Source organism: Leifsonia sp. EB41 (assembly GCF_041262565.1).
In the GTDB taxonomy this organism is placed as follows: Bacteria; Actinomycetota; Actinomycetes; order Actinomycetales; family Microbacteriaceae; genus Leifsonia.
On record NZ_JBGCCJ010000001.1, the window covers coordinates 2089684 to 2101736 of the forward strand.

Here is a 12053-nt window from a genome sequence, read left to right on the forward strand (position 1 = left end):
TCGCGCCGTCAGACCGCTCTTGCCAACCTCCACCTCTTGCCAACCTCCGGTGCCGGGTGGATAGTTTGCGGCATGGGCGATGTGATCGCATTCATCCTGTGCTTGGCGCTCTTCCTGGTGGGGCTCTTCCTGCTGGGCTTCGCCGTCACGCTCCCCGCCTGGCAGGGGCTGGTGTTCTTCGGCGGGATCGTCTGCGTCGCGCTCTCGTTCGGCATCCCGGTGCACCTGCTGGGGCACTCCGAGCTGTAGCTCCCGCCCTTCGACTACATGTCGGGAGGCGTGCGGACCCCGGCGTCGGCGCGGAAGCCGGCCGTGGCCTCCTCGTAGGTGGTGTGCTTGCGGGCGGGGTGCGACTCGGCGGGCGGCGGGACATCAGCGCGGCTCAGCGCGTGGAGCACGAGCTGCTCGACCAGTTCGGCGGCGGTCGTCTCCCGATGGCGGGCGATGCGGACCAGGGCGGCGAACTCGCGCTCGCCGAGGCGGATCGTCAAGGGGATTCCTGCAGGCGCACGGCCGGGGCCATGAGCGGACGCGGGCTCAGCGACATCTGTAGCGTGAGAATCCTTCATGAATCGATGGTCTCATGTGCGCGCTCTCTTTTGAAGAACCCAAAACCACGAACGATACGCGCAATTCGGATTTCGTCCAGTGGGACCGGCGTTCTGCCGGGATCCGGCCGCCGCCGGCCGCTGTCATCACCAGACCACGTCGTCGGGTGCCATGCTCGCGCGGCGCGGCGGGCGTCCCTGGCGGTACGCCCCGCGTTTCGAGGCCGCGACGGAGCCGATCACCCCCGTTCGGGGCTATCGCCGTGACGGTCTGGTGAACAGCACGTGAAGCACCCTTCGGAGACGCACAGGCGGCTCCTAGGCTCGCTGCTGTCCACTCCCTGGAGGCAACCCGGCTATGACGAAGCGCGCCCGTCTCACGGCGCTCTTCGGCGTACTGGCCGCCTTGGTCGTGGTCGCCGTCGTGGTCTCGGTCGCCGCGCGGCCGGCCGCCGTGCGCGCAGCGTCGTCCTTGGAGGTCGAGGTCACCGCGGGGACGGACGACTGCGGTCACGGCTGGGCCGACGACGGCCGCACGCTGGGCGGCACGGTCGCCTTCGACGTCTCCAACACGACCATCGCCGGTATCGAGGTGTACCTCCAGGCGGTCGACTCGAAGAAGGTCTACCTCGACCTGGAGAGCATCGGCGCCGGCGCGCACGCCCACGCCCGCGTCGCGATCGGCTCGGGACGGTACCGGTTCGTCTGCCTCCCCGCGGACGGCGACCCGGCGAACGGGCCGACGGTGCGGGTCGGTCCTGCTCCGCCGGGGACGGCTCTCACTCCAGGCATGGTCCCGGTGACCCGCGCCGACCTCATCCCGCCGGCCAAGGCGTACGGCGCCTGGGTCGCCTCGCGCCTGCCGGCCCTGCGCCAGCAGGTCGCCGCCGTCGCGGCCGACGCCGAGGAGGGCGACTTACCGGCGGCGAAACGCGACTGGCTGACCGCCCACGTCACCTATGAGACGCTCGGCGCCGCCTACGGCGCGTTCGGCGCGGCCGGCGACGCGATCGACGGACTCCCCGGCCACGGGCTGACCGGCTTCCACGCCGTCGAGTCGCCCCTGTTCTCCGGCGGCGCGGCCGGGGCCGTCGTCGGGCCGGCGCAGCAGCTCGTGTCCGACGTGGACACGCTCCTCGCGCAGTTCCCGAAGGCGCAGATCGACCCGGGCGACATGGGGCTGCGTGCGCACGAGATCGTGGAGGACGCGATCCGCGACGTGCTCGCCGGCGCGGCCGACGCCGGGTCGGGCACCGAGCTGGCCACCATCGACGCCAACCTGAGCGGCGCGGCCCGGGCGCTGGCGCCGCTGCACGACATCCTCGCGGCGCGCTATCCGCAGCTCGCTGCGACGCAGCAGTCGATCGCCGCCACGCAGCAGCTCGTGGAGGGCTTCCGCGGCGCCGACGGGACCTGGACCCGGCTGTCGGCGCTGACCACGGCCCAGCGCGAGCACGTCGACGCCGCGCTGAGCGAGACGGCCGAGCGGCTGGCGCCGGTCGCGGCGATCTGCGACCCGAGGAGGGAACCGTGACGGCACTGGGTCGGAGGGGCTTCCTCACTGCGGGCGCTGGCGTGGCGGCAGGGGCTGCCGTGACGGGAGGTGTCGGCGCGGTGCTGGCGCCGGACGCGGCGAGCGCGCACCCGGCCGCCGCGGTCCCGGCCGCCCGCGCAGCGGTCCCGTTCCACGGCGAGCACCAGCAGGGCATCCTCACGCCGGTGCAGCGCTCGGCCGCGTTCGTCGCGCTCGACGTGACCGCGGCCTCCCGCGCCGAGCTCGCCGACCTGCTCAAGACGATCACCGAGCGCGCCCGCTTCCTGACCACAGGAGGCACGCCTCCCGACCCGGGGCTGACCGCGCCGCCGCGCGACTCCGGCGTCCTCGGCCCCACGGTCGTGCCGGACGGGCTCACCGTCACGCTCTCGGCGGGGGCCTCCCTGTTCGACGGCCGTTACGGCCTGGCCTCCGTGAAGCCCGCGCGGCTGCGGACGATGGACGCGTTCCCCGACGACTCCCTCCGCCGCGAGGTCTGCGACGGCGACCTCTTGCTGCAGGTCTGCGCCGACGACCGGGACGCGGTCACCCACGCGGTCCGCGAGATCGCCAGGGCGACCCGCGGCGGGATGGGCGTGCGCTGGCGGCAGGACGGCTTCGTCTCCCCGCCGCGGCCCAGCGGCACGCCGCGCAACCTGATGGGTTTCAAGGACGGCACCGGCAACCCGGACGTGCACGACGCCGCACTGATGAAGCAGCTCGTGTGGGCGCAGGGGACGGGAGGCGAGCCCTCCTGGACCACCGGCGGCAGCTACCACGTCGTCCGCGTCATCCGGATGCTGGTCGAGTTCTGGGACCGGGTGAACCTGCACGAGCAGGAGAACATGATCGGCCGCCGCCGCGACACCGGGGCGCCGCTCACCGCCTCCGCCGAGTTCGACGACCCGCACTACGAGAACGACCCGACCGGCGACGTCATCCAGCTCGACGCCCACATCCGGCTCGCCAACCCGCGCACGAAGGCGAGCGCAGGCCAGCGGATGCTGCGCCGCGCGTACAACTACGACGGCGGCGTCGACGCCAACGGGACGCTCGACATGGGGCTCGTCTTCGTCGCCTTCAACCAGGACCTCGACCGGCAGTTCGTGGCCGTGCAGAAACGGCTCGCCGGTGAGCCGCTGACGGACTACATCCAGCCGTTCGGCGGCGGCTACTACTTCGCGCTCCCCGGAGCCCGCGACTCCTCCGACTGGCTCGGGCGCAGCATGCTCGCGTGAGCCGGAGGCATCAGGTAACACCCACCGACAGAAGGAAGCAGAAATCGTGTCCAGACTCTCTCGTCTGCGCCGCCACCCGGTCGCCTCGGCCGGCCTGGCGCTGCTCGGCGCGGCGACCCTCGTAGGGGCAGGCGTCCTCGCCATCGCCCCCGCGTCGGCGTTCCCGGCCCATGGGACCCCCGACCACTCCAACCAGACCCAGACCCCGATCAAGCACCTCGTCGTGATCTTCGACGAGAACATCTCCTTCGACCACTACTTCGGCACCTACCCGAAGGCGGCCAACACCGACGGCACGACGTTCACCGCCGCCGCCGGAACCCCCGCGGTGAACACCCTCGCCAGCAGCGGGACGCTCACCAGCAACCCGAACCTCTACGCCCCGCAGCGGCTCACCCCGGCGCAGGCCCTCACCTGCGACCAGAACCACGGCTACGCCGCCGAGCAGGCCGCAGTGGACAACGGCAAGATGGACATGTTCGTCCAGAAGACCGAGACCGACACCTGCACCGGCGCGTTCGGCCAGCCGGGCCTGGTCATGGACTACTACGACGGCAACACCGTCACCGGGCTGTGGAACTACGCGCAGAACTACTCGATGAGCGACAACATGTGGGACACCACGTTCGGCCCGTCGACCCCCGGCGCGCTCAACCTGATCTCGGGCCAGACCCACGGCGGCACCGCCTACGACCCGAAGACCGGGGCGGTCCTCCCGGCCTCCACGTCGGTCCAGTCGAAGAACGCCGCGGGCGTCGGCACGGTGATCGGCGACCCCGACCCCGTGTACGACGACTGCTCGGACGCCGACCACACCTCCACCTCGGCGCTGGTCGGCATGGCCGGCAAGAACGTCGGTGACCTCCTCAACGCCCGCGGCGTGAGCTGGGGCTGGTTCCAGGGCGGCTTCACGCCGACCACCGCGTGGAACGGCCAGGCCGGCAGCTACGCCAAGTGCGACGCGACCACCGCGAACATCGGCGGCGCGACGCCGAAGGACTACTCGCCGCACCACAACCCCTTCTCGTACTACAAGTCCACGTCGAACCCGCACCACCTCCCGCCGACGTCGACCCAGGCCATCGGTCACACCGACCAGGCCAACCACCAGTACGACCTGACCTCGTTCGACAAGGCCGTGGCGGCGAACAACCTCCCTGCCGTCTCGTTCCTCAAGGCCCCGGAGGCCCAGGACGGTCACGCCGCCTACTCCGACCCGCTGGACGAGCAGAAGTTCCTCGTCAACGAGATCAACGCCCTCCAGAAGTCGAAGGACTGGAAGAGCACCGCGGTCGTCGTCACCTACGACGACTCGGACGGCTGGTACGACCACGTCGCGCCGACCGTGGCCAACGGCTCGAACGACGCAGCCGTCGACTCGGCGGTCTGCACCAACCAGACGAAGATCGCCGGTGGCTACGCGGACCGCTGCGGCCCGAGCCAGCGCCTGCCGTTCCTCGTCGTCTCGCCGTGGGCCGCTCAGAACAAGGTCGACCACACCGCGATCGAGCAGACCAGCCCGCTGAAGTTCATCGAGGACAACTGGGGCACGAGCCGGATCGGCGACGCGTCCTTCGACGCCCGCGCCGGCTCGCTGAACGGGCTGTTCGACTGGAAGCACCCGCAGCAGCGCGAGGTGCTGCTCGACCCGGCCTCCGGCGCTGTCACACAGGTCGTGCCCACGCACGGCCGCAGCGGTGACGCGGACGACCAGGGGCAGAACGACAACAGCCAGCACTGACCCCCTCGGGGGTGGGACGCCGGGTGCGCAGGTCGCTGCGCACCCGGCGTTTCTCCTGTGTCAGGCGAAGTGGGACGCGACGAACGCGAGCTGGGCGGGCGCTTCGCGCCGCCAGTAGTCGAGGTCGTGGCCTCCCGGGGTGAAGCCGCCGGCCGGCCGCGGGTGGAGGCCGGCGACGTAGTCCTGGACGTTCGGGCAGAAGCCGTCGCCGGTGCCGCACTCGACGCGCAGCGGGATGCCGGCGAGCGTCGCCTCGTGGCCGAAGGGCGTGTTCGCGGCGAAGTCGGCTGCTCCGTCGAAGGCGCCGTGAGCGGCCTCCTTCGCGGTGTGCCAGATCGCGGGGCTCTCCGCGACCGCCGACGCGACCCGCGCGGCGCCCATCAGGCCCGCGAGGTGGAGGGCGCCGTAACCGCCCATCGACCAGCCGAGGAACGCGACCTTCGTCGTGTCCAGACCGGCCTTCGCCAGGAGCGGGATGAACTCGTCGGTCAGCATCGCGGCCGCGTCCTCCCCGGTGGCGCGGCGATGCCAGTAGGTGTTGCCGCCGTCCGCCGACGCGATGGCGAACGGCCGCGCGCCGTGTTGCACCGCCTGGGCGAGGAAGCGGTCGAGTCCGAGTCCCGAGCCGAACGCCGAGCCGTGGTCGCCGCCGAAACCGGGCAGTGCGATCAGGACCGGGAGGGCGTCGCCCGGCTTCGACCCCGGCGGGTAGCTCACGGTCCAGCCGACGGTCGCGCCGAGCCGCGCGGCGGAGACGAAACGAACCGCTGACGGCCAGGCCTGGAGCGACCGCGGGGATGCGGCCGGGCGTGCCGTTGAGGCCCAGCAGCCGGTGCAGTTCCGAGCGGCCGGGCAGGAGCCGCTCCTCCACGGCGAACGCCGCGCCTCCGCCGAGGACGCCGAGGGCGGCGACACCGATCCCGGCCCCGATCAGGGTGCGACGCGCGACGCTCATGCGCTCACCCTAACGGCGCTTGACCCTCACACCGTGTCAGGCTGGATCGTGGCCTCCAACATGTACACCATCGGAGAATTCGCCGCGATCGGGCGGGTGAGCGTCCGGATGCTGCGGCACTACGACGCCATCGGCCTGCTGCCGCCGGCGCGCGTGGACGAGCACAGCGGCTACCGCTCGTACTCGGACGCGCAGCTGGCGAGCCTGCTGCTGATCGTCGAGCTGCGCCAGCTCGGGATCGGCCTCGACGCGATCGCCGCCGTGCTCGCGTCCGACGACCCGCGGCCCGCCCTCACGGCGGCGCTGCGGCAGCGCCGGGCCGAGCTGGCGGCGGGCATCGCCGACGACCGCAACCGGCTCGACCGCCTGGAGCGGCGCCTCCGCCTACTGGAAGGAACAGAGATCATGACGACTCCCGTCGAATACCGCCCGCTGGAACCCGCCACCGTCTACGCCGTCAGCGGCACCGCGCCCGGGATGGGCCCGGAGCTGGTCGGCCCGATGGTCGGGCCGCTCATCGGCTCGCTCGACCAGGCGCTGGAGGCCGCGGGACGCCCGCTGCTGGCGCCGTCCGTGTTCTGGTACGAGGCCAGGGACGACGAGCGGCTGGAGGTCCACATCTCGTACCCGGCCGAGACCCCGCCGCGACCCGGCGACGGCTACGAGGTGGTCGACCTCCCTGCGGTCCCGCTCGCGGCGACGCTGCTGCACCGCGGCGACATGACCGGCATCGGCGACTCGTGGATGGCCCTGATGGAGCGCCTCGCGGCCGACGGCTACCACGTCACCGGCCCCACCCGCGAGGTCTACCTCGAGGCCACCGGCCACACCCCCGGCCCCGACTGGCTCACCGAACTCCAGGCCCCCGTAGCCCCCACCTCCTGAACGAACGCCGAGGCGGCGCAAACTCGCCCCGAATCCGCCGAGACGGCACACAATTCGCCGCCTCGATGGTGCGGGACCAGCCACCGAGGCGGCGCAAAGTCGCCGGAAAAGCGCCGAGGCGGCGGAGAATGCGCCGTCTCGGGGAGGTGGGACCCGGCCGCCGACGCCGATGACATGCCGGCGGCCGGGGGTCTGGGGGCTAGAGGCCGCGGGCGAGGCGGTAGTAGGCGGCGTTCCAGTCGAGCTCTCGGGAGAAGGCTCGGAGAGTGGTGTCCTCGTCGATGATGAGCAGCTCGGTTCGGGCCATGCGGGCGAAGTCCTCGAACGCCTGGATGCCGACCGCGGTGCTCATCACGGTGTGGTGCGCGGCGCCGGCCTCCAGCCAGGCGGTCGCGGACGTGGTGAAGTCCGGGGCGGGCTTCCACACGGCGCGGCCGACCGGGAGCTTCGGCAGCGGGGCGGTCGGCTCCACGACCTCCACGACGTTCGCCACGAGCCGGAAGCGGTCGCGCATGTCCGACAGCGCCACGACCACGGCCGGACCCGGGTCGGCCGTGAAGACCAGGCGCACCGGGTCGTCCTTGCCGCCGATGCCGAGCGGGTGGACCTCCAGGGTCGGCTTCGCGCTGCTGAGCGACGGTGAGACCTCCAGCATGTGCGCGCCGAGAATGCGCTCGTCGCCGGGCGTCAGGTCGTAGGTGTAGTCCTCCATGAGGGACGCGCCGCCGGGGAGTCCTGCGCCCATGACGTTCGCGGCGCGGACCAGGATGGCCGTCTTCCAATCGCCCTCGGCGCCGAAGCCGTAGCCCTCCGCCATGAGGCGCTGCACGGCGAGGCCCGGGAGCTGCTTCAGCGCACCGAGGTCCTCGAAACTGGTGGTGAAGGCGCCGAAGCCGCCCTCCTCCAGGAAGGAGCGCAGCCCGACCTCGATCGCCGCGCCGTCGCGCAGCGACTGGTGACGCTCGCCCCCGCTGCGCAGCTCGGGAGCCACGTCGTACAGGTCCTCGTACTCGGCGACCAGCGCGTCCACAGAAGCGTCGGAGGCGGCGGCGACCGCGTCGGCCAGCTCGTTCACGCCCCAGGTGTTGACCTGGACGCCGAACCGCAGCTCGGCCTCGGTCTTGTCGCCCTCCGTCACCGCCACGAAGCGCATGTTGTCGCCGAAGCGGGCGAGCTTCAGGGATCGGGTGGCCGCGTGGCCGGCGGCGGCGCGCGTCCAGGTGCCGATGCGCTGCGTGACGGCCGGGTCGCTGACGTGACCGACGACGGTGGTGCGCGGCACCCCGAGTCGGGTCTGGATGTAGCCGAACTCCCGGTCGCCGTGCGCGGCCTGGTTGAGGTTCATGAAGTCGAAGTCGATCTCGCCCCACGGCAGCTCGACGTTCGCCTGGGTGTGGAAGTGCAGCAGCGGCTTCTGGAGGGCGTCCAGGCCGGCGATCCACATCTTGGCGGGGCTGAAGGTGTGCATCCACGCGACAAGACCGATCACGGCGTCGTCGGCGTTTGCCTCCAGGACGATGCGGCGGATGGCGTCGGCGTCGGTCAGCACCGGCTTCCAGACCACGCGCACCGGGACGTCGGCCGAGGCGCCGAGCCGGTCGCTGATCCCGCGGGACTGCTCGGCGACCTGCGCGAGCGTCTCCGGTCCGTAGAGGTGCTGGCTGCCGGTGAGGAACCAGACCTCGTAGTGGTCGAGGGAGGTCGTGAGCTTCGGCATCAGGCGAGGGATCCTTCCGGGTTCTGTCCGTAGACGTTCTGGTAGCGGTCGAAGAGACTGTCGATGGCGTCCTGCGGGAGGGGGACGAGCGGGCCGCCCTGCCGTGCGATATGCACGGTGCGGGCGACGTCCTCGGTCATGACCGCGGCCTTGACGGCGTCGCGTGCGTCGCGGCCGATCGTGAAGACACCGTGGTTCTGCATGAGCACGGCGCGGCTGCGGTGCCCGTCGAGCGTGGCGACGATGCCGCGGCCGATGGAGTCGTCGCCGATGATCGCGAACGGCCCGACCGGGATCTCCCCGCCGAACTCGTCGGCCATCGCGGTGATGACGCACGGGATCGCCTCGGCACGTGCGGCCCATGCGGTGGCGTAGGTGGAGTGGGTGTGCACGACGCCGCCGACCCCGGGCATGCTCCGGTAGACGTAGGCGTGCGCGGCGGTGTCGGAGGAGGGGGACCGGTCACATCCGGCCGAGCCGGGGACGACCTCGCCGTCGAGGGTGCAGAGGATCATGTTCTCCGGCGTGAGGTCGTCGTAGTCGACGCCGCTCGGCTTGATGACGAAGAGGTCCTCGCCGGGGACGCGGCCGGAGACGTTCCCGCCGGTCCAGACGACGAGGCCGTAGCGGACCAGTTCGGCGTGGAGGGCGGCGACCTGCTCGCGGGTGCGGCGGGTGGCGGGGGACTCCGCGGTGGTCATCGGGTGGCTCCCTTCAGGGCAATGGACGCGACCGCGGCGCGCTCGGCGGCCAGGCCGTCGTGGTACCGGGCCAGGTACGCGGCGAAGCCGGCCACGTCGTCCGCGTCCGGCTCCACGGTCTCGACGGTGAAGCCTCCGAACACGTCGCGATCGAGATACACATCGAGTGGCGTGCCGGAGCCGGCTGCGCGGAGGTACGCGGCGAGCACGGCGGCGCCCCACGCCCCGCCCTCCGACGCGGTGTCGGCCACGGACACCGGAGCGTCCAGCGCCCCGGCCAGGAAGCGCTGCGCGACGCCGGCGGTGCGGAACATCCCGCCGTGCGCGAACATCCGGTCGAGGGCCGCGCCCTCCGCGTGCAGCACGCGCATCCCGAGGGCGAGCGTCCCGAAGACGCCGTAGAGCTGGGCGCGGGCGAAGTTGGCGAGGGTGAGGCGGCTGTCGGGCGTGCGGACGACCAGCGGGCGCCCCTCGTCCAGGCCGGTGATCGGCTCGCCGGCCAGGTAGTTGTAGGCGAGGAGGCCTCCCGCATCGGGCTCGCCGTCGAGGGCCTCGCGGAACAGCGTCTCGAAGACCGCGTCGGAGGCGACCGGCACGCCGGCGGCCTCCGCGAACCTCCCGAACAGCCCGGCCCACGCCGACAGCTCGCTCGCGCCGTTGTTGCAGTGCACCATCGCGACGGCGTCGCCGGCGGGCGTCGTGACCAGGTCGAGCTCGTGGTGCGCCTCGGCGAGCGGGCGCTCCAGGACGACCATCGCGAAGATGCTCGTGCCCGCGCTGACGTTGCCGGTGCGCGGGGCGACCGAGGCGGTGGCGACCATCCCGGTGCCGGCGTCGCCCTCCGGCGGGCACAGCGGGATGCCGGGCTGGAGCTCGCCTGACGGGTCGAGGAGGAGCGCGCCCGCCGGTGTGAGATCCCCGGCGGGTCCCCCGGCGACGAGGACCTCGGGAAGGAGGTCGAGCAGGGCAGGAAGCGTCGCCCTGTCCCGCACGAGGCCGTCGTAGCGGGCGACCAGCTCGGCGTCGTAGGTCTTCGTCGCCGAGTCGATCGGGAACATCCCCGACGCGTCCCCGACCCCGAGCACGCGGCGGCCGGTGAGGCGCTCGTGCACGTGGCCGGCGAGCGTGGTGATCGAGTGCAGGCGCGCAAGATGGGGCTCGGCGTCCAGGACGGCCTGGTGGAGGTGCGCGATCGACCAGCGCAGCGGGATGTTGACGGCGAACAGAGCGCTGAGCTCGGCGCTCGCCTGGCCGGTCGTCGTGTTGCGCCAGGTGCGGAACGGCGCCAGCAGTTCCCCCGCGGCGTCGAAGGCGAGGTAGCCGTGCATCATCGCGGAGACGCCGATGGCGCCGAAGGTCTGCGGCCGGACGCCGTGGCGCGCCTCCGCGTCGGCGACGAGCGCGGCGTACGCGGCCTGGAGGCCGGACCAGACGGCGTCGAGCGGGTAGGTCCAGACGCGGTCGGCGAACGCGTTCTCCCAGTCGTGGGAGCCGACGGCCAGGACGGTCGCGGGGTCGTCGGCGTCGACCAGGCAGGCCTTGATCCGGGTGGAGCCGAGCTCGATGCCGAGGGCGGTGCGTCCGGCGACGAGGGCGTCGCGCTGGGTGTTCATGGTTCTCTCACTCCGTTGTGACCGGTCACATCTAATGGAACGAGTGTAGACGATCCTCCGCGGGACGTGTCAAGCCGAGTCGCGGACCACCAGCACCGGCGCCACCGGAGCGTCGAACGCCAGCTCGCGTCCCTCGATCAGCGCCACCAGGCGCGCGACCCCGCGGCGGCCGAGCTCGGCGAAGTCCTGCCGCACGGTCGTCAGCGGCGGCGCGAAGTACGCGGCCTCGGGGATGTCGTCGAAGCCGACGACCGCGAGGTCCTCCGGCACCCGGCGTCCCCGTTCGCGCGCCGCGTGCAGCAGCCCGAGCGCCATCTGGTCGTTCGACGAGAACACGGCGGTCAGCTCGGGGTCGTCGAGGAGCTCCGCGCCGATCGCCGCACCCGACGCGGCCGTCCAGTCGCCATCCCGTGAGACCACAGGGTCCCGCCCGGCATCGCCCAGCTCGGCCAGGTAGCCGTCGCGGCGCGCCCGCGCCTCCGACCAGTCGCCGGGGCCGCTCAGGTGCGCGATCCGAGTGTGGCCGCGCGCGAGCAGGTGGCGGGTGGCCAGGCGGGCGCCCTCCACCTGGTCGACGAACACACCGTCGTCGCCCGCGATCCCCGCTCCGTGCAGAGTGACGGACGGGACCGCCAGCGAGAGCGCAGTCATGGCCTCCTGCACGGCCCGCTGCGGGGCGATGACGATGACGCCCTCCACCGACTGCGCACCGAGATGGTCGACGGCCGCGCCGAGGTCCACCGGGTCGATGGAGGCCGCGTGGGCAACGGTCACGAAGTATCCCGCGTCGCGCGCCGCCTGCTCGACGGCGTCGATGCTGGAGGCCGGCCCGAACAGCGAGGACGCCGACGACGCCAGCACCCCGATGGTGCGCGAGCGCGCGGTGGTGAGCATGCGCGCGGCGCGGTTCGGGCGGAAGTTGAGATCGGCCATCGCCGTGAGCACCCGCTCACGCGTCTCCGGTCGGATACTCGGGTGGTCGTTGAGCACGCGTGACACGGTCTGCCGCGAGACACCCGCCGCGGCCGCGACCTCCCGCACGCCCGGCGCGCGCCCGCTCTCACTCACATCCACACCCTACTGGCCGCCGCTCGCACCCGCCGCCACTCCGCCGAGGGGCA

11 protein-coding genes are annotated in these 12053 nt (G+C 72.4%); 5 read left to right on the forward strand and 6 right to left on the reverse strand.

Annotation, left to right across the window (positions count from 1 at the left end; translation table 11 throughout):
• Nucleotides 1-72 precede the first annotated feature (72 nt).
• Nucleotides 73-249 (forward strand): hypothetical protein, encoded by a 177-nt coding sequence (locus ABH923_RS10235; RefSeq protein ID WP_370055262.1) that lies wholly within the window; start codon nt 73-75, stop codon nt 247-249.
• Nucleotides 250-263: 14 nt separating this feature from the next.
• Here ABH923_RS10235 and ABH923_RS10240 read toward each other — a convergent pair whose 3' ends face one another.
• The gene (locus tag ABH923_RS10240) at nt 264-491 is read right to left on the reverse strand and encodes a hypothetical protein (protein WP_370055263.1); all 228 of its coding nucleotides are present in this window, start codon (nt 489-491) and stop codon (nt 264-266) included.
• Between the two features lie 415 nt (nt 492-906).
• Between ABH923_RS10240 and ABH923_RS10245 the strand changes: the two genes are divergently transcribed.
• From ABH923_RS10245 to ABH923_RS10255, 3 genes are read left to right on the forward strand one after another with little or no spacing between them, the layout of a single operon-like run.
• The gene (locus ABH923_RS10245) at nt 907-2082 is read left to right on the forward strand and encodes an imelysin family protein (RefSeq protein WP_370055264.1); all 1176 of its coding nucleotides are present in this window, start codon (nt 907-909) and stop codon (nt 2080-2082) included.
• Complete coding sequence (efeB, locus tag ABH923_RS10250) at nt 2079-3320, forward strand: iron uptake transporter deferrochelatase/peroxidase subunit (protein WP_370055265.1); 1242 nt, start codon at nt 2079-2081, stop codon at nt 3318-3320. The genes ABH923_RS10245 and efeB overlap by 4 nt, the downstream gene beginning before the upstream one ends.
• A gap of 46 nt (nt 3321-3366) precedes the next feature.
• Nucleotides 3367-5061 (forward strand): phospholipase C, encoded by a 1695-nt coding sequence (locus ABH923_RS10255; RefSeq protein ID WP_370055266.1) that lies wholly within the window; start codon nt 3367-3369, stop codon nt 5059-5061.
• Nucleotides 5062-5121: 60 nt separating this feature from the next.
• Here the strand turns inward: ABH923_RS10255 and ABH923_RS10260 are convergent, their stop codons facing one another.
• Nucleotides 5122-5976 carry an alpha/beta hydrolase gene (locus tag ABH923_RS10260; protein ID WP_370055267.1) on the reverse strand — a complete coding sequence of 285 codons (855 nt, stop codon included), beginning with the start codon at nt 5974-5976 and terminating at the stop codon, nt 5122-5124.
• A 73-nt stretch (nt 5977-6049) separates the two neighbouring features.
• Between ABH923_RS10260 and ABH923_RS10265 the strand changes: the two genes are divergently transcribed.
• Nucleotides 6050-6901, forward strand: coding sequence for a MerR family transcriptional regulator (locus ABH923_RS10265; protein ID WP_370055268.1), 852 nt, complete (start codon nt 6050-6052; stop codon nt 6899-6901).
• 199 nt (nt 6902-7100) lie between these two features.
• Here the strand turns inward: ABH923_RS10265 and araA are convergent, their stop codons facing one another.
• The 4 genes from araA to ABH923_RS10285 form a co-directional block, all read right to left on the reverse strand.
• The gene (araA, locus tag ABH923_RS10270) at nt 7101-8618 is read right to left on the reverse strand and encodes an L-arabinose isomerase (protein WP_370055269.1); all 1518 of its coding nucleotides are present in this window, start codon (nt 8616-8618) and stop codon (nt 7101-7103) included.
• A complete protein-coding gene (locus tag ABH923_RS10275) occupies nt 8618-9319 on the reverse strand; it encodes an L-ribulose-5-phosphate 4-epimerase (RefSeq protein ID WP_370055270.1) in 702 nt (233 codons plus the stop codon). The genes araA and ABH923_RS10275 overlap by 1 nt, the downstream gene beginning before the upstream one ends.
• The gene (locus ABH923_RS10280; protein ID WP_370055271.1) at nt 9316-10932 is read right to left on the reverse strand and encodes a xylulokinase; all 1617 of its coding nucleotides are present in this window, start codon (nt 10930-10932) and stop codon (nt 9316-9318) included. The genes ABH923_RS10275 and ABH923_RS10280 overlap by 4 nt, the downstream gene beginning before the upstream one ends.
• Nucleotides 10933-11001: 69 nt before the next feature.
• Nucleotides 11002-12000, reverse strand: a complete 999-nt coding sequence (locus ABH923_RS10285) for a LacI family DNA-binding transcriptional regulator (protein ID WP_370055272.1) — start codon at nt 11998-12000, stop codon at nt 11002-11004.
• Nucleotides 12001-12053: the final 53 nt, after the last annotated feature.

What these genes read in the sequence shown, in the direction of transcription:
- ABH923_RS10245 (WP_370055264.1), top strand. Translation starts at nt 907, where the DNA reads ATGACGAAGCGCGCCCGTCTCACGGCGCTCTTCGGCGTACTGGCCGCC.
- araA (WP_370055269.1), bottom strand. Translation starts at nt 8,618, where the DNA reads ATGCCGAAGCTCACGACCTCCCTCGACCACTACGAGGTCTGGTTCCTC.
- ABH923_RS10280 (WP_370055271.1), bottom strand. Translation starts at nt 10,932, where the DNA reads ATGAACACCCAGCGCGACGCCCTCGTCGCCGGACGCACCGCCCTCGGC.
- ABH923_RS10235 (WP_370055262.1), top strand. Translation starts at nt 73, where the DNA reads ATGGGCGATGTGATCGCATTCATCCTGTGCTTGGCGCTCTTCCTGGTG.
- ABH923_RS10275 (WP_370055270.1), bottom strand. Translation starts at nt 9,319, where the DNA reads ATGACCACCGCGGAGTCCCCCGCCACCCGCCGCACCCGCGAGCAGGTC.